Origin of the sequence: Bradyrhizobium betae, from assembly GCF_008932115.1 — a bacterium.
Taxonomy (GTDB): domain Bacteria; phylum Pseudomonadota; class Alphaproteobacteria; order Rhizobiales; family Xanthobacteraceae; genus Bradyrhizobium; species Bradyrhizobium betae.
In genome coordinates, this window is record NZ_CP044543.1 from 3072823 (window position 1) to 3094662 (window position 21840).

The 21840-nt window shown below is 64.1% G+C and carries 19 protein-coding genes; 11 read left to right on the plus strand and 8 right to left on the minus strand.

Annotation, left to right across the window (positions count from 1 at the left end; translation table 11 throughout):
• Positions 1–13: 13 nt before the first annotated feature.
• The 6 genes from F8237_RS14670 to pnp all read left to right on the plus strand — a co-directional run bounded on the left by F8237_RS14670 (position 14) and on the right by pnp (position 7985).
• Positions 14–697 (plus strand): RNA-binding protein, encoded by a 684-nt coding sequence (locus F8237_RS14670; protein ID WP_151645639.1) that lies wholly within the window; start codon positions 14–16, stop codon positions 695–697.
• A gap of 70 nt (positions 698–767) precedes the next feature.
• On the plus strand, positions 768–3476 hold the full coding sequence (gene infB / locus F8237_RS14675; protein ID WP_151645641.1) for a translation initiation factor IF-2: 2709 nt from the start codon (positions 768–770) through the stop codon (positions 3474–3476).
• A gap of 154 nt (positions 3477–3630) precedes the next feature.
• Positions 3631–4065 (plus strand): 30S ribosome-binding factor RbfA, encoded by a 435-nt coding sequence (gene rbfA / locus F8237_RS14680; RefSeq protein ID WP_041747943.1) that lies wholly within the window; start codon positions 3631–3633, stop codon positions 4063–4065.
• Positions 4062–5180: a tRNA pseudouridine(55) synthase TruB gene (gene truB / locus F8237_RS14685; RefSeq protein ID WP_162006056.1), complete on the plus strand. Its 1119-nt coding sequence runs from the start codon at positions 4062–4064 to the stop codon at positions 5178–5180. The genes rbfA and truB overlap by 4 nt, the downstream gene beginning before the upstream one ends.
• Before the next feature lie 2 nt (positions 5181–5182).
• Complete coding sequence (gene rpsO / locus F8237_RS14690; RefSeq protein ID WP_008131787.1) at positions 5183–5452, plus strand: 30S ribosomal protein S15; 270 nt, start codon at positions 5183–5185, stop codon at positions 5450–5452.
• A gap of 376 nt (positions 5453–5828) precedes the next feature.
• Complete coding sequence (pnp, locus tag F8237_RS14695; RefSeq protein ID WP_151645643.1) at positions 5829–7985, plus strand: polyribonucleotide nucleotidyltransferase; 2157 nt, start codon at positions 5829–5831, stop codon at positions 7983–7985.
• A gap of 412 nt (positions 7986–8397) precedes the next feature.
• On the opposite strand, the gene F8237_RS14700 is transcribed toward pnp, so the two are convergent.
• Entirely contained in the window at positions 8398–9423 is a 1026-nt protein-coding gene (locus F8237_RS14700; RefSeq protein WP_151642626.1) for an IS110 family RNA-guided transposase, read from the minus strand.
• A 213-nt stretch (positions 9424–9636) separates the two neighbouring features.
• Positions 9637–11802 (minus strand): catalase/peroxidase HPI, encoded by a 2166-nt coding sequence (gene katG, locus F8237_RS14705; RefSeq protein WP_151645645.1) that lies wholly within the window; start codon positions 11800–11802, stop codon positions 9637–9639.
• A 116-nt stretch (positions 11803–11918) separates the two neighbouring features.
• On the opposite strand from katG, the gene F8237_RS14710 reads away from it, so the two are divergent.
• A complete protein-coding gene (locus F8237_RS14710) occupies positions 11919–12845 on the plus strand; it encodes a LysR substrate-binding domain-containing protein (RefSeq protein WP_151645647.1) in 927 nt (308 codons plus the stop codon).
• A gap of 7 nt (positions 12846–12852) precedes the next feature.
• Positions 12853–13317 carry a GNAT family N-acetyltransferase gene (locus tag F8237_RS14715; protein WP_151645649.1) on the plus strand — a complete coding sequence of 155 codons (465 nt, stop codon included), beginning with the start codon at positions 12853–12855 and terminating at the stop codon, positions 13315–13317.
• 175 nt (positions 13318–13492) lie between these two features.
• On the opposite strand, the gene fabI is transcribed toward F8237_RS14715, so the two are convergent.
• The 3 genes from fabI to fabA form a co-directional block, all read right to left on the minus strand.
• Positions 13493–14290 carry an enoyl-ACP reductase FabI gene (gene fabI, locus F8237_RS14720; protein WP_143842680.1) on the minus strand — a complete coding sequence of 266 codons (798 nt, stop codon included), beginning with the start codon at positions 14288–14290 and terminating at the stop codon, positions 13493–13495.
• Positions 14291–14429: 139 nt separating this feature from the next.
• Positions 14430–15653, minus strand: coding sequence for a beta-ketoacyl-ACP synthase I (gene fabB, locus F8237_RS14725; protein ID WP_151645651.1), 1224 nt, complete (start codon positions 15651–15653; stop codon positions 14430–14432).
• A gap of 40 nt (positions 15654–15693) precedes the next feature.
• Positions 15694–16215: a bifunctional 3-hydroxydecanoyl-ACP dehydratase/trans-2-decenoyl-ACP isomerase gene (gene fabA, locus F8237_RS14730; protein WP_014438706.1), complete on the minus strand. Its 522-nt coding sequence runs from the start codon at positions 16213–16215 to the stop codon at positions 15694–15696.
• Positions 16216–16564: 349 nt separating this feature from the next.
• On the opposite strand from fabA, the gene irrA reads away from it, so the two are divergent.
• Positions 16565–17056: an iron response transcriptional regulator IrrA gene (irrA, locus tag F8237_RS14735; RefSeq protein ID WP_151645653.1), complete on the plus strand. Its 492-nt coding sequence runs from the start codon at positions 16565–16567 to the stop codon at positions 17054–17056.
• A gap of 68 nt (positions 17057–17124) precedes the next feature.
• On the opposite strand, the gene F8237_RS14740 is transcribed toward irrA, so the two are convergent.
• The gene (locus tag F8237_RS14740; RefSeq protein WP_151645655.1) at positions 17125–17655 is read right to left on the minus strand and encodes an SH3 domain-containing protein; all 531 of its coding nucleotides are present in this window, start codon (positions 17653–17655) and stop codon (positions 17125–17127) included.
• A gap of 323 nt (positions 17656–17978) precedes the next feature.
• Between F8237_RS14740 and F8237_RS14745 the strand changes: the two genes are divergently transcribed.
• Positions 17979–18980, plus strand: a complete 1002-nt coding sequence (locus F8237_RS14745) for a 2-hydroxyacid dehydrogenase (protein ID WP_014438709.1) — start codon at positions 17979–17981, stop codon at positions 18978–18980.
• A gap of 2 nt (positions 18981–18982) precedes the next feature.
• Here the strand turns inward: F8237_RS14745 and F8237_RS14750 are convergent, their stop codons facing one another.
• Positions 18983–19894: a LysR family transcriptional regulator gene (locus F8237_RS14750; RefSeq protein WP_151645657.1), complete on the minus strand. Its 912-nt coding sequence runs from the start codon at positions 19892–19894 to the stop codon at positions 18983–18985.
• Positions 19895–20008: 114 nt separating this feature from the next.
• On the opposite strand from F8237_RS14750, the gene F8237_RS14755 reads away from it, so the two are divergent.
• Positions 20009–21016: an aldo/keto reductase gene (locus tag F8237_RS14755; RefSeq protein WP_151645659.1), complete on the plus strand. Its 1008-nt coding sequence runs from the start codon at positions 20009–20011 to the stop codon at positions 21014–21016.
• A gap of 9 nt (positions 21017–21025) precedes the next feature.
• Here F8237_RS14755 and F8237_RS14760 read toward each other — a convergent pair whose 3' ends face one another.
• Entirely contained in the window at positions 21026–21829 is an 804-nt protein-coding gene (locus F8237_RS14760; RefSeq protein WP_151645661.1) for a HesA/MoeB/ThiF family protein, read from the minus strand.
• Positions 21830–21840 lie beyond the last annotated feature (11 nt).

A 21840-nucleotide genomic window follows, 5' to 3' on the forward strand; every position in this document is an offset into this window, starting at 1 on the left:
GAATGTCGCCCGGATGCTCGCAGATACTGACCACGATCTCGACAATGGCCCGCGGACCGAGAGGTCCGCGACCATGCGGATGTGCGCGGTCAGCCGCGAGGTCCGGCCGATCGACGAGCTGATCCGCTTCGTCGTCTCGCCGGATGGGCATGTCGTCCCCGATCTCAAGCGCAAGCTGCCCGGACGCGGCATGTGGCTCACTGCCTCGCGCGAGGTGGTTGCGGAAGCCGTTCGTCGTCACCATTTCAGCAAAGCCTTCAAGCGCGAGCTGCGCATCCCCCTGACGTTTCCTGCGGACATCGAGGCGCTCCTGGTTCGGGGCGTGACCGAAGCCCTTGGGATTGCTGCCAAGGCGGCCCAAATCGTGGCCGGTTTCGGCAAGGTCGAGAGCGCCCTGCGGGAAGGCACGGTCGAGGTCCTGATCCATGCCAGCGACGGGGCCGCGGACGGAATCCGCAAATTGGACATGCTGGCACGTCAAAACGACGGGAATCGCGGCGCCAAGCCGCAAATTCCCGTCATCACCGCACTTAAATCAGTAGAATTGGATTTGGCACTTACCCGGTCAAATGTGATACATGCTGCCCTGCTCGCGGGCCCGGCGAGCAAGTCATTCCTGTCACGTAGCCAGATGCTGGTCCGATACCGGATGGCGGACGATGACAAGACTGCCGAAAAGCCCGGCCAGGATTTCTGAGAGACAACGACCACCCGATAGGACGGTGCGGCAACGCACAACGCTAACAGATCAGGATTAGGACTGCTGAATGGTTGATACCAAGACCCCTGACGACAAGAAGCTGAGCGTTCCGAGCAAGACGCTATCGCTCAAGCCGCGCGTCGAAACGGGCACTGTGCGCCAGAGCTTCAGCCATGGCCGCAGCAAGCAGGTCGTGGTCGAGAAGCGCGGCAAGCGCCGCATCGACGGCAGCCCCGAGCCGCAGCAGGCTCCCACGGTTGTTGCGAAGCCGGCTCCGGCCGCGCCTGCTCCCGCTCCCTCGCGCCCGGCCCCGCCGCGTAACTCCGGCTCTGGCGTGGTGCTGCGCACCCTGACCGAGGACGAACGTTCCGCCCGCGCCAGCGCGCTGGCCGATGCCAAGGTGCGCGAAGTCGAAGAGCGCCGCCAGGCCGAGGAAGAGGCCCAGCGCCGCTCCGTTCGCGAGGCCGCCGAACGCGCCGATCGCGAAGCCGCCGAATCCCGCCGCAAGGCCGAGGAAGAGCGCCATCGCCACGAGGACGAAGCCAAGCGCAAGGCCGAGACCGAGGCCAAGAAGCGTTTTGGCGAAGGCGAGCAGCCGCAATCAGCTCCGCGACCCGCGACGGCAGCCCCGGCTGCTCCCGCGCCGCGAACCGGCGCGCCCACGGCGCGGCCCGGCACCACCACCACGGCACGCCCCGGAACAACGACCGCGCGCCCAGGAACGACCACGGCGCGGCCGACAGGCGGCCCGCTGGGCCGCGCTCCCGCGGTCGCAGCCGGACCGGACGAGGACGATGGTCCGCGCCAGATCCGCCGCGGCCCCGGTGGCGCAGCGCGCCCTGTGGTCCCCCCCAAGCCCACGCACAAGCCCGGCCCGCAGAAAGAGCGCGGCCGCCTGACCGTCGTCACCGCGCTCAATGCCGACGAAGTGCGCGAGCGCTCGATCGCCTCGTTCCGCCGCCGCACCCAGCGCCTGAAGGGCCATGCCGCGAACGAGCCGAAGGAAAAGCTCATCCGCGAAGTGATCATTCCTGAAGCGATCACCATCCAGGAGCTCGCCAACCGCATGGCCGAGCGCGCGGTGGAAATCATCCGCATGCTGATGAAGCAGGGCGCGATTCACAAGATCACCGACGTGATCGACGCCGACACCGCGCAGCTGATCGCCGAAGAACTGGGGCACACCGTCAAGCGCGTTGCCGCGTCCGACGTTGAAGAAGGCCTGTTCGACGCAACCGACGATTCCACCGACACCGAGACGCGTTCGCCCGTCGTGACCGTGATGGGTCACGTCGACCACGGCAAGACCTCGCTGCTCGACGCGCTCCGTCATGCCAACGTCGTCTCCGGCGAGGCCGGCGGCATCACCCAGCACATCGGCGCCTATCAGGTGCTGTCGCCCGAGAGCGGCAAGAAGATCACTTTCATCGACACGCCCGGCCACGCCGCGTTCACCGCGATGCGCGCCCGCGGCGCCAAGGTCACCGACATCGTCGTGCTGGTGGTCGCGGCCGATGACGGCGTCATGCCGCAGACGATCGAAGCCATCAACCACGCCAAGGCGGCCAATGTGCCGATGATCGTGGCGATCAATAAGATCGACAAGCCCGACGCCAAGCCCGAGCGCGTGCGCACCGAGCTGCTCCAGCACGAAGTGCAGGTGGAATCCTTCGGCGGCGAAGTCGTCGACGTCGAGGTGTCCGCCAAGAACAAGACCAATCTCGACAAGCTGCTTGAGATGATCGCGCTCCAGGCCGAACTCCTCGACCTGAAGACCAATTCGGATCGCCCGGCGGAAGGCACCGTGATCGAAGCCAAGCTCGATCGCGGCCGCGGTCCGGTGGCGACCGTGCTGGTGCAGCGCGGCACGCTGCGGGTCGGCGACATCATTGTCGCCGGCGCCGAAATGGGCCGCGTCCGTGCCCTCATCAACGATCAGGGCGTCACCATCGACGAGGCCGGTCCGTCAGTGCCGGTCGAAGTGCTCGGCTTCAACGGTCCGCCGGAAGCCGGCGATCGTCTTGCCGTGGTCGAGAACGAAGCCCGCGCCCGTCAGGTCACCAGCTACCGCGCTCACCAGAAGCGCGAGAACGCGGCTGCCTCGATCTCCGGCATGCGCGGCTCGCTCGAACAGATGATGTCGCAGCTCAAGACGTCGGGCCGCAAGGACTTCCCCCTCATCATCAAGGCCGACGTGCAGGGCTCGCTGGAAGCTATTTTGGGATCGCTGGAGAAGCTCGGCACCGACGAAGTCGCCGCCCGCATCCTGCATGCCGGCGTCGGCGGTATTTCGGAATCCGACGTGACGCTCGCGGAAGGTTTCAACGCCGTGATCCTCGGCTTCTCGGTTCGCGCCAACAAGGAGGCCGCTGCGGCCGCCAAGCGGAACGGCATCGAGATCCGCTACTACAACATCATCTACGACCTCGTGGACGACATAAAGAAGGCGATGAGCGGCCTGCTCGCGCCGACCTTGCGCGAAACCATGCTCGGCAATGCCTCGATCCTGGAGATCTTCAACATTTCCAAGGTCGGCAAGGTTGCCGGCTGCCGCGTCACCGACGGCACCGTGGAACGCGGCGCCAATGTGCGCCTGATCCGCGACAACGTCGTCGTGCACGAAGGCAAGCTGTCGACGCTGAAGCGCTTCAAGGACGAAGTGAAGGAAGTCCAGTCCGGTCAGGAATGCGGCATGGCCTTCGAGAACTACCACGACATGCGCGCCGGTGACGTGATCGAGTGTTATCGCGTGGAGACGATCCAGCGCTCCCTGTAAGTCCAAATCTTACCGAAGCGCCCGGATCTTTTTGAACTGAAATTGCGAGAGTGCGGTGGCCGGATTTTTTCCGGCCATCCGCCTCTCATTCGCTTCAACAGGACAAATGACAATGCTCGTGTCCCAAGCACGGGCAATGAGGTGATTTCGAACCATGCCACGCCATCATCAGAAGAAGAGTTCCGCGCCAGGCGGTGGCTCGCAGCGCCAGTTGCGCGTCGGCGAGCAGGTTCGCCACGCGATGGCCGAGATTCTGGCGCAAGGCAACGTGCATGATGCGGACCTCGAAGGTCACATCATCACCGTGCCGGAGGTGCGGATGTCGCCCGACCTGAAGCTCGCGACAGTTTACGTGATGCCGCTCGGTGGCCGCGACACCGGGGTCGTCATCGCTGCGCTCGAGCGCAACAAGAAATTCCTGCGCGGCGAGGTCGCGCATCGCGTTAACCTGAAATTTGCACCTGATCTTCGCTTCCGCGTCGACGAACGATTCGACGAAGCGGAACGGATCGAGAAGCTTTTGAGAACACCTGCGGTGCAGAAGGACCTGGAACAGGATCCGGACTCGGATCGGGAAGAAGAGCAATGACGATGGACCCGGCTCACGGCACGATCGGCGGCGAAGAGACCGATCAGCGCGATGTGCAGAAAAATAATTTTGCGGATCTGGGCGACAATTCTCAGCCGCATCAAGAGCCGCGCCGCGTCAACAACGATCCGCGCGCCAGGCCGCAGAAGGGCAACCAGCCGCGCCGCGACCGCCGCGACGTCCACGGCTGGGTCGTGCTCGACAAGCCGATCGGCATGACCTCGACCCAGGCCGTCGCCGTGCTCAAGCGCCTGTTCAACGCCAAGCGCGCGGGACACGCCGGCACCCTCGATCCGCTCGCCTCGGGCGGCCTGCCCATTGCGCTCGGAGAAGCCACCAAGACGGTTCCCTTCGTCATGGACGGCCGCAAGCGCTACCAGTTCACCGTATGCTGGGGCGAGGAACGCGACACCGACGACATCGAGGGCCGGGTGACCGCGACCTCCGACCAGCGCCCGACCCGCGAGGCCATCCTGGCCCTGTTGCCCCGCTTCACCGGGGTGATCGAGCAGGTCCCGCCGCGCTATTCCGCGATCAAGGTCCAGGGCGAGCGCGCCTATGACCTCGCCCGCGACGGCGAGGTCGTGGAGCTGGCCCCCCGCCCGGTCGAAATCCATCATTTAACCCTTGTAGATCAACCGGATAGCGACCGGGCCGTGTTCGAGGCCGAGTGCGGCAAGGGCACCTATGTCCGCGCGCTCGCCCGCGATATGGGCCGGATTCTCGGCACTTATGGCCATATCTGCGCGCTGCGGCGGACCCTGGTCGGCCCATTTGACGAGAACGACATGATTCCGCTGGATCAGTTGGAGGCTTTGTGCGATAGAGCCGCGTCCGGCGAGGGTAGCCTCGCCGACGCGCTTATGCCCGTTGAGACCGCGCTGGACGACATCCCGGCACTGGCCGTCACTCGGGCTGATGCGGCAAGGCTCCATCGGGGCCAGGCCGTTTTGTTGCGCGGACGGGATGCGCCCACTAGTAGCGGCACAGTCTATGTCACGGTGGCAGGCCGTCTCTTGGCGCTTGCTGAAGTCGGCAATGGCGAAATCATCCCCAAGCGTGTGTTCAACCTGACCGGCCTGACTGCCAGCTCCGGTCGTAACGAGAGAAATTGACGATGTCGATTGCCGCAGAACGCAAAGCGGAAGTCATCAAGACGAACGCCAACAAGGCCGGCGACACCGGCTCGCCAGAGGTTCAGGTCGCGATCCTGTCGGAACGCATCAACAACCTCACGAACCATTTCAAGACCCACGTGAAGGACAACCATTCGCGTCGTGGCCTCTTGAAGCTGGTCTCGACCCGCCGCTCGCTGCTCGACTACCTGAAGAAGCGGGACGAGGCGCGTTACAAGGCACTGCTCGAGAAGCACAACATTCGTCGCTAAGTGTTCCCACGCGCGCCATTGGCGCGCGTTTTCGTGCGCGGTTTCGAACGAAAGCGTTTGCTTAAAGGTTTTTGATCGAGGCTGCGTGCGCGTCGGGTGCGAACCGTTGACGGCGAGCATCCGGGCGCGATGGGCGAAGGCCGCAATTCGGTGTTCGCTTTCGTGCCGACTGACAGTCCAGCAGCAATCCGGCGGCTGGGCACAACGGGCAAGGCGCCCGTATGACCCGAAAGGATGGACGCCATCCGAAATCCAAAAACCATGGCAGGATCGCAGGACGCTGATCGCCCGCTTCGATCAGCGTCCCGCAATCTTGCGCATGGTTTTTGTTTTTTGGGGCTCCCCTTCTTTCGAGAACCCATGAAAGAAGACCTCTATGTTCAATAAGCATTCCGTCGAGATCGACTGGGGTGGACGCCCCCTCAAGCTCGAAACCGGCAAGATCGCCCGCCAGGCCGACGGCGCCGTCGTCGCCACCTATGGCGAGACCGTGGTGCTCGCCACCGTCGTCGCGGCGAAGTCCCCGCGCGAAGGCGTCGACTTCCTGCCGCTGACCGTCGACTACCAGGAGAAGACCTACGCTGCAGGCCGCATCCCCGGCGGCTATTTCAAGCGTGAGGGACGTCCGACCGAGAAGGAGACGCTGGTCTCCCGCCTGATCGACCGTCCGATCCGCCCGCTGTTCGTCGACGGCTGGCGCAACGAGACCCAGGTCATCGTCACCGTGCTCTCCCACGACATGGAGAACGATCCGGACATCGTCGCGCTGGTGGCGTCGTCCGCTGCGCTGACCCTGTCGGGCGCTCCCTTCAAGGGCCCGATCGGTGCTGCCCGCGTTGGCTTTGCCAATGACGAGTTCATCCTCAACCCGACGCTCGACGAGATGGTCGACACCCAGCTCGACCTCGTCGTCGCCGGTACCGCCGACGCCGTGCTGATGGTGGAATCGGAAGCCAAGGAACTGAACGAAGACATCATGCTCGGCGCCGTGATGTTCGGTCACCGCCACTTCCAGCCGGTCATCAACGCGATCATCGAGCTCGCCGAGAAGGCCGCCAAGGAGCCGCGCGAAGTCACCGTGATCGACAATTCGGCGCTCGAGAAGGAAATGCTCGGCCTCGTCGAGCAGGAGCTCCGCTCCGCCTACGCCATTCCGGTCAAGCAGGATCGCTACGCCGCGGTCGGCAAGGTCAAGGAAAAGGTGATCGCCCACTATTTCCCCGAAGGGCAGGAGCCGAAATACGACAAGCTCCGCATCTCCGGCGTGTTCAAGGAGCTGGAAGCCAAGATCGTTCGCTGGAACATCCTCGACACCGGCAAGCGTATCGACGGCCGTGACAGCAAGACCGTGCGCAACATCATCGCCGAAGTCGGCGTGCTGCCCCGCGCCCACGGCTCGGCGCTGTTCACCCGCGGCGAAACCCAGGCACTGGTCGTGACCACGCTCGGCACCGGCGAGGACGAGCAGTACATCGACGCGCTGTCCGGAACGTACAAAGAGACGTTCCTGCTGCACTACAACTTCCCTCCCTACTCGGTCGGTGAGACCGGCCGCCTCGGCGGCACCAAGCGCCGCGAGATCGGCCACGGCAAGCTCGCCTGGCGCGCGATCCACCCGGTGCTGCCGCCGCATCACGAATTCCCCTACACCACGCGCGTGGTGTCGGAGATCACCGAGTCGAACGGCTCGTCCTCGATGGCTTCGGTCTGCGGCGCTTCGCTCGCGCTGATGGATGCCGGCGTGCCGTTGAAGCGGCCGACCGCGGGTATCGCGATGGGTCTGATCCTCGAAGACAAGCGCTTCGCGGTTCTCTCGGACATCCTCGGAGACGAGGACCATCTCGGCGACATGGACTTCAAGGTTGCCGGCACGGAAGCGGGCATCACCTCGCTCCAGATGGACATCAAGATCGAGGGCATCACCGAAGAGATCATGAAGGTCGCGCTCGGTCAGGCCAAGGATGGTCGTATCCACATCCTCGGCGAGATGGCCAAGGCGCTCACCAACGCCCGCGCCGAGCTCGGCGAATACGCGCCGCGCATCGAGACCTTCAAGATCGCCACCGACAAGATCCGCGAAGTGATCGGCACCGGCGGCAAGGTGATCCGCGAGATCGTCGAGAAGACCGGCGCCAAGGTCAACATCGAGGACGATGGCACCGTGAAGGTCGCATCCTCCGACGGCGAGGCGATGAAGGCCGCGATAAAGTGGATCAAGTCGATCGCGTCCGATCCGGAAGTCGGCCAGATCTATGATGGCACCGTCGTCAAGGTGATGGAGTTCGGCGCGTTCGTGAACTTCTTCGGCTCCAAGGACGGTCTCGTCCACATCAGCCAGCTGGCTTCGGCGCGCGTGCAGAAGACCTCCGACGTCGTCAAGGAAGGCGACAAGGTCAAGGTCAAGCTGCTCGGCTTCGACGATCGCGGCAAGACACGCCTGTCGATGAAGGTCGTCGACCAGACCACCGGCGAAGACCTCGAGGGCAAGGTCGGTGACGGCGAGAAGGCCCCGCGCGAAGCGGCCGGCGAGTAATCGCCCGGCACAACCAGAAAAACGAAGGGCGGCCGAAAGGCCGCCCTTTTTGTTTGTGCTCGGCGTATCGCCTCTCCGCAGTCCGTAGCCCGCATGAAGCGAAGCGGAATGCGGGACCGGCGCCCCGGATTTCGCTGCGCTCCATCCGGGCTTCTGTAACGGGCCCTGGTTAGTCAATCCCTTTTTGCGTCGTCCACTCGCCGGGAACCTGCTTCTGTACGGGATCGGCGCGGAGGCCGTCGCCTGATGGGGTTCTAGAGAGGAGCAGGTCGGCCAATCTACGGAAGCGTGATCGCATCGACGGATGCGTCGACAACCCGGATGACGGCCTGGCCTGATCCATCGTCCCGGCGAAGGGACTTCGCTTCGGGGAGGCTGGTGTGATGCCCGCCCGAATCTGTGTGCTCTTGCTTTAAGCCATGGCAGTCGTCCTGAACGGTGCGTTGTCCTTGAGCATGCGCAGCATGATCACGGCGAGCTTGCGTGCTAACGCTACCTTGGCCTTGTTCATGCCGGCGCGCTTGGCGATCCGCATGGCCCAGCTCTTGAGCGGCGCGCAGCCCTTGATCGGCTTGGTCAGGATGATGTGGGCGGCTTCATAGAGCGCCTCGCGCACGGAGGCGTCGCCATTTTTACTGATGCGGCCGCAGTAGTCGGTCTCGCCTGACTGGTACTTCTTCGGCGTCAAGCCGAACAACGGTCCCGCGCGCTTCGCCGAGTTGAAGCGCGAGGGGTCATCGATGGCGCTGGCAAAGGTCAGCGAGATGATCGGTCCCACGGCCGGTGTCGACATCAGCAGCTTGGCTTTGGCATCCAAAAGCGACATCGCCCGCACCCGCTTCTCAAAGCCGTTGAACTCGCGCAGTAGCACTGCATGAACCGCCAGCGTCGCAGTAGCGATCGTCTCGAGGGCCGGATGGCCGGCCACCAGCTCACGGATGCGTGCCGCAAAACTGCGCTTCGTCGTTTTGCCAACCTTCAATCCGAAGCCGCGCAGGATCCCGCGCAGGCTGTTCTCGATGTCCTGAAGCTTGGCCTGGATCAGCTTGCGCGCCGTCAGCATCGCACGGGTCTCCTGGGCACTCATCGACTTGCAATGCACCGGCCGGAACCAGCCGAGCCGCATCAATTGCGCGATGTTGCGGGCGTCGTTACGGTCCGACTTCACCGGCATCGCCTTGAAGGCATCGCTCACGTGCCGCGTTTCCAGGAGCTCGACCGCGAGGCCCTCGTGCTTCATGGCTGTATAAAGCCACTGAGACAGCGGTCCGGCCTCCAGCCCGATCCTGGCGAGTTCGAACCCGAGCGAGCGGAACCAGCCAATCAGCGCCACAGGCTCGCTGGCAACCTTGACCTCCCGAACGATCTTTCCGCTCGCGTCGACAACGCACACGCTGGAGCATTCCAATGACACGTCGATTCCGGCATAGTAGTCCATGGTCGTTCCTCCTTGATGCTTGGAGCGAAGCTTAGGCCTCGACTCCGCTACACCATCAATGTGAGGGACGACCGCAAACCTTCCAGTCAAGCCGCGCGACGCGCGCAATCAAAATAGCGCCGTAGCTAGCGCGGCTTGACTGGAAGGCCGCCGGGGCCCGTTACCCCATCTACGGGAAGTTACCTCTCCCGCTTGCGGGAGAGGTGCACCACCTCAAGCTACGATGTCGTACCGGTCGAGGTTCATCACCTTGGTCCAGGCCTTGGCGAAGTCCTTGACGAACTGCTCCTTGGCATCCGACGTGGCATAGACCTCGGCATAGGCGCGGAGCTGCGAGTGCGCGCCGAAGATCAGATCGGCGCGCGTGCCGGTCCACTTCACCGCATTGGTCTTGCGGTCGCGGGCCTCGTAGGTGCCGTCAGCCGCCGCCGTCCACTGCGTGCTCATGTCGAGCAGGTTGACGAAGAAGTCGTTGCTCAGCGTTCCCACTTTCGCGGTGAGGACGCCGTGCTTCGAACCGTTCGCATTGGCGCCGAGTACGCGCAGGCCACCGACCAACGCCGTCAGTTCAGGTCCGGTCAGCTTCAGCAGCTGCGCGCGATCGACCAGGGCTTCTTCCTGCTGCAGGAACTGATGCTTCTTGCTGACATAGTTGCGGAAGCCGTCGGCCCGCGGCTCCAGCGGAGCAAAGGACGCAGCATCGGTCTGCTCCTGCGAAGCATCCATGCGGCCCGGCGTGAAGCCAACCTTCACGTCGACGCCGGCATCCTTCGCGGCCTTCTCGACCGCGGCGGTGCCGCCGAGCACGATGAGGTCGGCGAGCGAGACCTTCTTTGCGCCTGACGACGCGTTGAAGTCCTTCTGGATCGCTTCGAGCTTGCCGAGGACCTTCGAGAGCTGAGCCGGCTGGTTCACCTCCCAATCCTTTTGCGGGGCAAGACGGATGCGCGCGCCGTTGGCGCCGCCGCGCTTGTCCGAGCCGCGGAACGTCGAGGCCGACGCCCAGGCGGTCGAGACCAGCTCGGGCACCGAGAGACCGGACGCCAGGATCTTGGTCTTCAGCGCCGCGATATCCTGATCGCTGGCCAGTTCGTGATTCACGGCGGGAATCGGATCCTGCCAGATCAGCGTCTCCTTCGGCACCAGCGGGCCGAGATAGCGCTGGATCGGTCCCATGTCGCGATGGGTGAGCTTGAACCAGGCGCGGGCAAAGGCGTCCGCGAACTGAGCCGGGTTCTCCAGGAAGCGCCGCGAGATCTTCTCATAGGCCGGATCGAAGCGCAGCGAGAGGTCGGTCGTCAGCATGGTCGGCCGATGCTTCTTCGACTTGTCGAACGCGTCGGGAATGATGGCATCAGCGTTCTTGGCCGTCCACTGCTGCGCGCCGCCCGGGCTCTTCGTCAGCTCCCATTCGAAGTTGAACAGGTTCTCGAAGAAGTTGTTGCTCCACTTCGTCGGCGTCGTCGTCCAGGTCACCTCGAGGCCGCTGGTGATGGAATCGCCCGCCCGACCCGACGCGTACTTGCTCTTCCAGCCGAGGCCCTGATCTTCCAGCGCGCCCGCTTCCGGCTCCGGTCCGACCAGCGACGGATCGCCTGCGCCATGGGTCTTGCCGAAGCTATGGCCGCCTGCGATCAGCGCGACGGTTTCCTCGTCGTTCATCGCCATGCGGGCAAAGGTCTCTCGGATGTCCTTGGCCGCGGCGACCGGATCCGGCTTGCCGTTCGGGCCTTCCGGATTGACGTAGATGAGGCCCATCTGCACCGCGCCGAGCGGTTCTGCGAGCTCGCGTTCGCCGCTGTAGCGCTCATCGCCCAGCCAGGTGCCTTCGGGACCCCAATAGAGTTCTTCCGGCTCCCAGACGTCGGCGCGGCCACCGGCAAAACCGAAGGTCTTGAAGCCCATCGACTCCAGCGCGACGTTACCGGCGAGCACCATCAGATCGGCCCAGGAGAGCTTGCGGCCGTATTTCTGCTTGATCGGCCAGAGCAGCCGGCGCGCCTTGTCGAGATTGGCATTGTCGGGCCAGCTGTTGAGCGGCGCGAAACGTTGCTGACCTGCACCGGCGCCGCCACGACCGTCCGTGGTGCGGTAGGTGCCCGCGCTGTGCCAGGCCATGCGGATCATCAGGCCGCCATAGTGACCGAAGTCGGCGGGCCACCATTCCTGCGAGTCCGTCATCAGCGCGGTCAGGTCCTTGATGACCGCATTGAGATCGAGCGACTTGAATTCCTTGGCGTAGTCGAAGTCCTTGCCCATCGGGTCGGACTTGTCGGAATTCTTGTGCAGCATCTCGATGCTGAGCTGGGTCGGCCACCAGTCGCGGTTTGCCGGCACGCGTTTTCCACCCGAAAACGGGCACTTTGAAGTGTCGTCCATGAATACCTCCTCTGGTGGCGTCGAAACTCGCGCCTTTTGTCCAGGTAGAACCACTCTAAGCTTCGCATTCGATCAGGGGAAGTTGACTTTAATGATCGCTGCGATAGGATTTTCTGATGGTCAATGTGACGATGCGCCAGCTCAGGTATTTCGATGCGCTGGCGCGCCACGGCCATTTCGGCCGCGCGGCGGAGGCAAGCTCGATCTCGCAGCCGGCCCTGTCGATGCAGATCAAGGAACTGGAGGACGCGCTCGGCGGTCTGCTGCTGGAGCGCAGCGCCCGGCAGGTGGCGCTGACCCGGTTCGGCGAAGAGCTCGCGCCGCGCGTCCGCGACATTCTGCGCTCGGTCGACGAACTCGGCGATTTCGCGCGCGCCTCGCAGGACCGGTTCGCCGGCCGGCTGCGGATCGGCATGATCCCGACGATCGCGCCTTATCTGCTGCCCAAGATCACCAAGAATCTCACGCGCCTGCATCCGGAGCTCGACATCCGCGTGCGCGAGACGATGACGCCGCGGCTGATCCAGGAACTCGTCGAAGGCCGGCTCGACACCGCCATCGTCGCATTGCCGGTGTCCGAGCCCTCGCTCACCGAGGTCGCGCTGTTCGACGAGAAATTCCTGCTGGTCCGGCCGAGCTCCGATGAAGGCACACCGGTGCCATCGCGCGAGATGCTGCGCGAGATGCGGCTGCTGCTGCTCGAAGAGGGCCACTGCTTCCGCGATCAGGCGCTGTCCTTCTGCAACATGCAGTCGTCGCCACCGCGCGAGATGCTGGATGCGAACTCGCTGTCGACGCTGGTCCAGATGGTCAGCGCCGGCATCGGCGTGACCTTGATTCCGGAGATGGCCGTGCCGGTGGAGACGCGATCCGCCTCGGTCTCGCTGGCGCGCTTCCGCGACCCCGAACCTTCGCGCACCATCGGCATGGTCTGGCGCAAGACCAGCCCGCTGGCGCGCCAGCTCCTGCAAATCTCCGAGGTGGTGTGCCTGTCGGCCGGCAAGACGCGCGCACGTCAATCTGCACGCAGCCCGCGGGCCTGAGGTTCCGATGTCGCATCCGATCATCCGTCCCGCACGCGCCGACGAATACGACGATATCGGCCGTGTCTGGATGGAGAGCTGGGTCTCAACCGGGCTCGAACAGGCCAGCGGCTTCCTGCTGGCCAATTTGCGCGCACGTGTCAGGCGCGAGATCGCGAACGGCTGGAGCCTGTTCGTCGCCGACGACAACGGCTCGATCGCCGCGATGCTGGCCTTGCACCTGCCAAAACTCTATCTCGACATGCTGTTCGTCGCCCCCGCCTATCAGGGGCAATCGCTCGGACGAAAATTGCTCGCCTTCACACGGACCCAGATGCCCGATGAGATGCACCTGCGCTGCGTGCGCGAAAACGAAAAGGCCTGGCGCTGGTACGAGCGCGAAGGTTTCGTGTTCGAGAAGGAAGAGGTTGAGCCATCGAACGGGTTCGTGATGAAGTATTATCGGTGGAAGGCCAAAGGAAACGCCCGATGATCAAGCTCTATTGGTCGCCTCGTTCGCGCTCGTTCTGACGCTCTGGCTGATGATCGCAGCCGGCTGACGCAGACGTAGGGTGGGCAAAGCGAAGCGTGCCCACCATCTGTCCCGCTATTATTGAAGAGGTGGGCACGTCGGTTGCGCTCCTTTGCCCACCCTACAACGTCGTCGCCTATTCCGTCTTCAAATCGTCCGGCCTCGGCATCAGGATCGTGTTGTAGCCGGAATCGACATAGTGGATTTCGCCGGTCACGCCGCCGGAGAGATCCGACAACAGATAGAGCGCGGAGCCGCCGAGCTCGTCGAGCGTGACGCCGCGGCGGAGCGGCGAATGCTTTTGCATGAAGGCGAACATCGCGCGCGCTTCGCCGATGCCCGAGCCGGCGAGTGTCCGGATGGGCCCGGCTGAGATCGCATTGACGCGGATGCCGCGCGGTCCGAAATCGGAGGCGAGATAGCGCACCGAGGCTTCCAGCGCCGCCTTGGCCACGCCCATCACGTTGTAGTTCGGCATCGCACGCTCCGAGGCGCCGAAGGTCAGCGTGATCATGCTGCCGCCCTCGGTCATCAGCTCGGCGGCGCGTTTTGCGACTTCCGTGAACGAGAAGCAGGAGATCACCATGGTGCGCGAAAAATTCTCGCGGCTGGTGTCGGCATAGCGGCCCTTCAGCTCGTTCTTGTCGGCAAAGCCGATGGCGTGGATCACGAAATCCAGCCGGCCCCATTTTTCACGCAGCGCATCGAACGTGGCATCGACACTGGCGATGTCCTCGACGTCGCAAGGCAGCACCAGTTCGACGCCGAGCTGCTCCGCCAGCGGCTTGACGCGCTTGCCGAGGGCTTCGCCCTGGAAGGTGAAGGCGAGCTCGGCGCCATGGGCATGCAGCGTCTTCGCCATGCCCCAGGCGATCGAATGATCATTGGCGATGCCCATGATCAGACCGCGCTTGCCCTTCATCAAACCTTCCATTGCCTCGCTACTCCCACCATTCCGGGGTCATCGCCCGCGCAGGCGGGCGATCCAGTATTCCAGAGACGTTCGTGATAAATCGAGAGGCCGCGGCGTACTGGATGCCCCGGTCAAGCCGGGGCATGACAGCGCCCCGAAATCACACATCCAGCCGGCTGAACACCAGCGTGGCGTTGGTGCCGCCGAAGCCGAACGAGTTCGACAGCACGGTGCCGATCTTGACGTTGTCGATGCGCTTGCGCACGATCGGCATGTCGGCGAACGCGGGATCGAGCTCCTGGATGTGCGCGCTTTCGCAGATGAAACCATTGTTCATCATCAGCAGCGAATAGATCGCCTCCTGCACGCCGGTGGCGCCCAGCGAATGGCCGGTCAGCGCCTTGGTCGCCGAGATCGGCGGGCACTTCTCGCCGACGCCGAACACCTTTCGGAGCGCCTCGATTTCCGGCGGATCGCCGGCCGGCGTCGAGGTCGCGTGCGGATTGATGTAGTCGACCTTGGTCTTCACCGTCGACATCGCCATGCGCATGCAGCGCTCGGCGCCTTCGCCTGACGGCGCGACCATGTCGTAACCATCCGATGTCGCGCCGTAGCCGACGATCTCGCCGTAGATGCGTGCGCCGCGCGCCTTGGCATGCTCGAGCTCTTCCAGAACCAGCACGCCGGCACCGCCGGCAATCACGAAGCCGTCGCGGTTGATGTCGTAGGGACGCGAGGCGGTGGCGGGCGTGTCGTTGTATTTCGAGGACATCGCGCCCATGGCGTCGAACAGCACCGACAGCGACCAGTCCAGTTCCTCGCAGCCGCCCGCGAAGATGATGTCCTGCTTGCCGATCTGGATCGTCTCGTAGGCATTGCCGACGCAATGGTTGGAGGTCGCGCAGGCCGAGGAGATCGAATAGTTCACGCCCTTGATCTTGAACCAGGTCGCAAGCGTCGCTGAGGCCGTGGACGACATCGCCTTCGGCACCGCAAACGGCCCGACGCGCTTCGGGCCCTTGGTGCGGGTGATGTCGGCAGACTCGACGATGGTGCGGGCGGACGGGCCGCCGGAGCCCATGATGATGCCGGTGCGGATGTTGGAGACTTCGTCAGGCGACAGACCGGAGTCCTGGATCGCCTGCTCCATCGCGATGTGATTCCATCCCGCGCCCTGGCCGAGGAAGCGCATCGCACGACGATCGACAACCGTCGCAGGATCGATCGTCGGCGCACCTTGCACCTGCGAACGGAAGCCGAGCTCGGCATATTTCTCAGCCCGCGAAATGCCCGACTTCGCCTCGTGAAGGCTCGCAAGCACTTCCTGGGTGTTGTTTCCGATGGACGAGACGATGCCCATCCCGGTGACCACAACCCGCCTCATGACAGCCTCGCCTAAATCGTTGTCTTTCTTGGTGATGCGCTCAGCTCAGGCTCGTGCCCTGCTTGAACAGGCCGACCTTCAGATCCTTCGCGCGATAGATAATCTGGTCATCGACCGAAAGCCACCCGTCGGCGATGCCGAGCACCAGCTTTGAACGCATCACGCGTTTGATATCGACGTTGTACACAACCTTGCGGGCCTCGGGCAGCACCTGCCCGCTGAACTTTAATTCGTTCAGCCCAAGCGCGCGCCCACGACCTTCGCCCCCGGTCCAGCCCAGGAAGAAGCCGACCATTTGCCACAGCGCATCGAGGCCGAGGCAGCCGGGCATGACAGGATCGTTCTTGAAGTGGCAGCCGAAGAACCAGAGGTCGGGCTTCACGTCGAGCTCGGCGCGCACCACGCCCTTGCCGAACTCGCCACCGTTATCGTTGATTTCCGTGATGCGGTCGAACATCAGCATCGGCGGCAGCGGCAGCTGGGCATTGCCCGGGCCGAACATCTCGCCGCGGGCACACGCCAGCAGATCTTCGTATTCGTAACCGTTACGCCTGTTCAACATGCGGAAGCCTCTGTTCTAACCCCGATTGAGCGGCGTTTCTGGCAAAAATGGGCCCCGTTTAGTTCGGCAAGCAGCGCCAATTGTCGTCATCAGGCGCGAATGCCGAAAACCCGGATGGTCTGCGGACCAGGCCTCAATGCCTGGCAGCGCCAAAATCGGTTTAGCGGAACCGCGCGCTCTCTAACACAGGCCATTTCGGGTGGCAAAGCAGTCTCATGAAGGTAAAATGACGCTATTCTCGCCCGGTTCCATGCTGATTAGAACCACTCTAGTTGCGAGAAACTTGCATGTGCATCTATCTGTCCATATATTGCATATAGATAGTGTCCACGCGTGCCCGAAATTGGAAATGATCGAGAATACAGCGCCCCGTCACGACGACGACATCCATGCCGCGGCCCTCCTGTCCGGCCGCCAGCCGGCGTTGACCGGCTGCCCGTGGCATGACGTCAACGAAATGCTCCAGTCCGCGGGGCTTCGTCCGACGCGCCAGCGCATGGCGCTCGGCTGGCTCCTGTTCGGCAAGGGTGCACGCCACCTCACGGCTGAAATGCTCTACGAGGAAGCGACGCTGGCCAAGGTGCCGGTCTCGCTGGCGACCGTCTACAACACGCTGAACCAGCTCACCGATGCCGGCCTGCTCCGCCAGGTCAGCGTCGACGGCACCAAGACCTATTTCGACACCAACGTCACCACCCACCACCATTACTACCTCGAAAACAGCCACGAGCTGGTCGATATCGAGGATCCGCATCTGGCGCTGTCCAAGATGCCGGAGGTGCCCGAGGGCTACGAGATCGCGCGCATCGACATGGTCGTGCGCCTGCGCAAGAAGCGCTGAGATTTCCCTGAGTTCAATCTGACTCTGTCATGGCCGGGCTGTTGTCCCGGCCATTGTCGTTTATGGCGTCAGTTGACCTGCTCGTCCGAGTAGACGCCCCAGAGGCGCTCCTGCTGGATCCAGCCGTCGAAGCCATTGCCGGTGACGCGGCACCAGTTTGCGCTGCACTTCTTCACCTGTGTGACGACGCCGGCCTGGAGCTTGGCCGCAACCGCGCTGTCCGCGTCAGCGCGGTCGTAGATCGGCGCGAGCTCGTCCTTGTGCTTCATGGTCACGACCGCGGTGCGGCGGCCCGACAGCAGCGAATGATAGACCCAGCCTTCGGCGCCTTCGGAATCGCGCACCCGGCGCCAGTTCTCGAACTCCGCGGTGATTTCGACCGGCAGGCCGGACCGGGTGTAGACCCAGGCCACGTCATTGTCCTTGGTCGGGCCGGCGCGGACGTTGACGTGATCCGATTTGAGGCTGACATAGCGGGGCACCGGAAGGCCGCTGGCGGTCTGGGGGGGGCTGTCCTTGGCCGAATGCCCAGGGCTCACCGAGGCGCTCAACCAGGTGCAAACGAGCGCCATCACCGAACAAAAACGCCCCAACGCCATCAACCCGTCTCCTGTCGAAAACCCGGTCGAGCCAGGTCTTCACCCCAATTCCAAAACCCTGCCGCGCGACCCCCAACCCGTCCCACGCGGGTGTTCCCGAGCCCTTTGCCCGTGGTTCTTGTCTTGGCCCGGCCTTCTGCTAGAGAGGACGGACACTTGAACAACCAGTTTGCCCCGATTTTCCGGCCGGAAATGTCGGGAGAGCTTGAAGGGAACGCCGGGGACGACACGGCAGTCGCAGTGTCGAACAACCGGGTTAATGAGGCCTCAACGGCCGGCCTTTGGCGACAGAGGCGGCCTGCGGCGCCTCATGAGGGCAGGACATGTCGGTGAAGAAAAAGCCCCTCGTCGTGGTGACGCGCAAGCTGCCGGACTCGATCGAGACCCGGATGCGCGAGCTGTTCGACGCGCGGATCAATCTCGAGGACACACCGATGTCGGCCGAGCAGATCGCGGAGGCCGCGCGCACCGCCGATGTGCTGGTTCCCACGGTCACCGATCACATCAGCGCCGACATCGTCAACCAGCCCGACTGCAAGCTCCGCCTGATCGCGAATTTCGGCAACGGCGTCGACAATATCGACGTCGAGGCCGCGCATGCCCGCGGCATCACCGTGACCAACACCCCGAAGGTTCTGACCGAAGACACCGCCGACATGACCATGGCGCTGATCCTGGCCGTGCCGCGCCGGATGATCGAGGGCGCCTCGATCCTGACGGAAGGAAAGCCCTGGGCGGGCTGGTCGCCGACCTGGATGCTCGGCCACCGCATCGGCGGCAAGCGCCTCGGCATCATCGGCATGGGCCGCATCGGCCAGGCGGTCGCACGCCGCGCCCGCGCCTTCGGCCTGCAGATCCACTATCACAACCGCCGTCCCGTCGCGCCCAAGATCGCCGAAGAGTTAGGGGCGACCTATTGGGAAAGCCTCGACCAGATGCTGGCGCGGATGGACATCATCTCGGTGAACTGTCCGCATACGCCGGCGACCTATCATCTGCTCTCGGCGCGGCGGCTGAAGCTGATCCGGAAAGACGCCTACATCGTCAACACCGCGCGCGGCGAAGTGACCGACGAAGACACGCTGATCAAGCTGATCGAAGGCGGCGAGATCGCCGGCGCCGGCCTCGACGTCTATGAGCACGAGCCCGCGGTCAGTCCGAAGCTGGTACGGCTCGCCAGGGCCGGCAAGGTGACGCTGCTGCCGCATATGGGCTCGGCCACCATCGAAGGCCGCGTCGAGATGGGCGAGAAGGTGATCATCAACATCCGCACCTTCCTCGACGCCCACAAGCCGCCGGATCGCGTGCTGCCGAGCATGCTCTGAGGTTATTTGCTACGCGTTTCGCGCTTGCGCCAATCAGCGACGAAATCGATGAACGCACGTAGTGCGGGCGGCGTCTGGCGCCGGCTCGGATAGTACAGGAACGGTCCGGGAAACGGCTCGCACCAATCTTCCATCAAGCTGACCAGCGCGCCGGATGTCACGGCGTCATGGACGTAGCCGTCGAGCGTTGCCCAGATGCCGACGCCGTCGAGCACGGCGCGCATGGCAAGGCCCATATTGGTCGAGATCAGCTTCGCCGGCGGGTCGACTTTCACGAGCTGGCCGGCTTTCTCGAACTCCAGATCATGCATGACGCCGCTGGAGTAACGGGCGCGGATGCAATCATGGTCGAGCAGGTCCTTTGGGTGCTTCGGCCTGCCGCGGCGCGCGATATAGTCGGGCGAAGCGACCACGACATAGCTTTGCGGACCACTCAGCGGGATCGCCACCATGTCCTGCGCGAGATGCTCGCCATAGCGCACGCCGGCGTCGTAGCCTCCACTCACGATGTCGACGAAGCCGCTCTCGCTGACGATGTCGAGATCGATCTGCGGATGCGCGCCAAGAAACGGCCCGACCATCGGCGCGAGCACGAGATCGACCGCCGGCGGCGGCGCATTGATGCGCAGGCGGCCCGAGGCGATCTCGCGCAGGCCTCTGACCTGATCCAGGGCGTCACCGACATCGCGCAGCGCCGGGGCCACCCTTGAAAGCAGCAGCTCGCCCGCCTCGGTCAGCGCGACGCTGCGGGTGGTGCGGTTCATCAGGCGGACACCGAGGCGCTCCTCCAGATCTCGCAGCCGCTGGCTAAGGCTCGACACGGACACACGAATTTCGACCGCGGCACGCCTGAAATTGCGGGTGCGGGCCACCGCCACGAAGGCGTCGAGATCGCGCAGGTCGGGATCGGACATTGTTCGATAATGTGAACAAGCCATTCTGGATTGTCCAGCTTATCGGCGCAATCAGGCAGGCGCATATCTCGCCTCGTCACGCGGCGCCATCAGCCGCCTTTCGAGGGAGCCATCATGGAACAGCGCAAACTCGGTTCAACGGGCCCCAATGTCTCCGCCCTCGGCCTCGGTTGCATGGGCATGTCGGAGGTCTATGGCCCCGCCGATCGCGACGAGAGCATCGCCACGGTCCATGCCGCGCTCGATGCCGGCATCACGCTGCTCGACACCGGCGATTTCTACGCGATGGGGCACAACGAGCTTTTGGTGCGGGAGGCGCTGAAAGGTGTGCCGCGCGAAAAAGTGCAGATCAGCGTCAAGTTCGGCGCGCTGCGCGGTCCGGCCGGCGACTTCATCGGAATGGACACACGGCCGGCCGCGACCAAAAACTTCCTCGCTTACTCGCTGCAGCGGCTCGGCACCGATTACCTCGACGTCTACCGTCCGGCCCGTCTCGATCCCAGCGTTCCCATCGAGGAGACCATCGGCGGCCTCGCCGATCTCGTGAAGGCCGGTTACATCAGGCATATCGGCTTGTCGGAGGTGGGCTCAGACACCATCCGCCGCGCGCATGCCGTACATCCGATCGCCGATCTGCAGATCGAATATTCGCTGATCGAGCGTGGCATCGAGCGCGACATCCTGAAGACGTGCCGAGAGCTCGGCATCGCCATCACCGCCTATGGCGTGCTGGCGCGTGGCCTGATCAGCGGCCATTGGTCGAAGGATTCCGGCAAGACCGGCAAGGACTACCGGCTGATGACGCCGCGATTCCAGGGCGCGAACCTCGACGCCAATCTCGCGCTGGTGGAACAGCTGCGCGCGATCGCCGCCGCGATCGGCGCGACGCCAGCGCAGTTCGCCATCGCCTGGGTCGCTGCGCAAGGCCAGGAAATCGTACCGCTGGTTGGCGCACGCACCCGCAACCGTCTCACCGAAGCGCTCGGTGCAACGAAGGTCACGCTGACGCCGGCTCACCTCGCGGCGCTGGCCAAGGCCTTTCCGCCCGATATCGCCTCCGGCACACGCTACGCCGCCGAGCAGATGGCGCATCTCGACAGCGAGAAGCCGGCCACCAGGTAACGGCGACAATCAAGTGCGATGGGCGCTGAGGTCCGCGACCACGGGCCCATCGCCATTGAGCGGATTGGCCGGATCGCGCGCGTAGCGCAACGTCTCGAAGCGCATCGCGCGTGCATCGACCATCAGGAGGCGGCCGACCAGGCCGTCGCCAAACCCGACGATCTCGCGGATCGCCTCCAGCGCCATCATCGAGCCCATCAGGCCCGCAAGCGCACCCATGACGCCGGCCTCCGCGCAGGCCGGCACCGTGCCGGGCGGCGGTGCCTCCGGAAACAGGCAGCGATAGGTCGGATTGAATATTCCGTCGGCGTTCGTCTCATGCGCGCGGATGGTGGTGAGCGAGCCGTCGAAGGTGCCGAGCGCCGCCGTGATCAGCGGCTTCTTCGCGAAGAAGCAGGCGTCCGAGACCAGATAGCGCGTCGAGAAATTGTCGGAGCCGTCGAGCACGAGATCGTAGTCGCCTATCAGGCTGAGCGCATTGTCGGCGTTGAGCCAGGTGGCGTGGCCGACGAAGCGGACATGCGGATTCAGCGCCGCGATCCGTTCGGCGGCGCTGTCGACCTTGTGCCGGCCGATGTCGGGCGTGGTGTGGATCACCTGGCGCTGGAGGTTTGACAGCGACACAACGTCGTCATCGACCACGCCGAGCGTGCCGATCCCGGCGGCAGCCAGATACATCAAAGCGGGCGCACCGAGCCCGCCGGCGCCGATCACCAGCACGGAGGCCCGTTGCAGCGCAGCCTGGCCCGGCCCACCGACATCGCGCAGCACGATATGGCGGGCATAGCGTTCGAGTTCGTCCGGGCTGAGCAAGCTCTTTGACT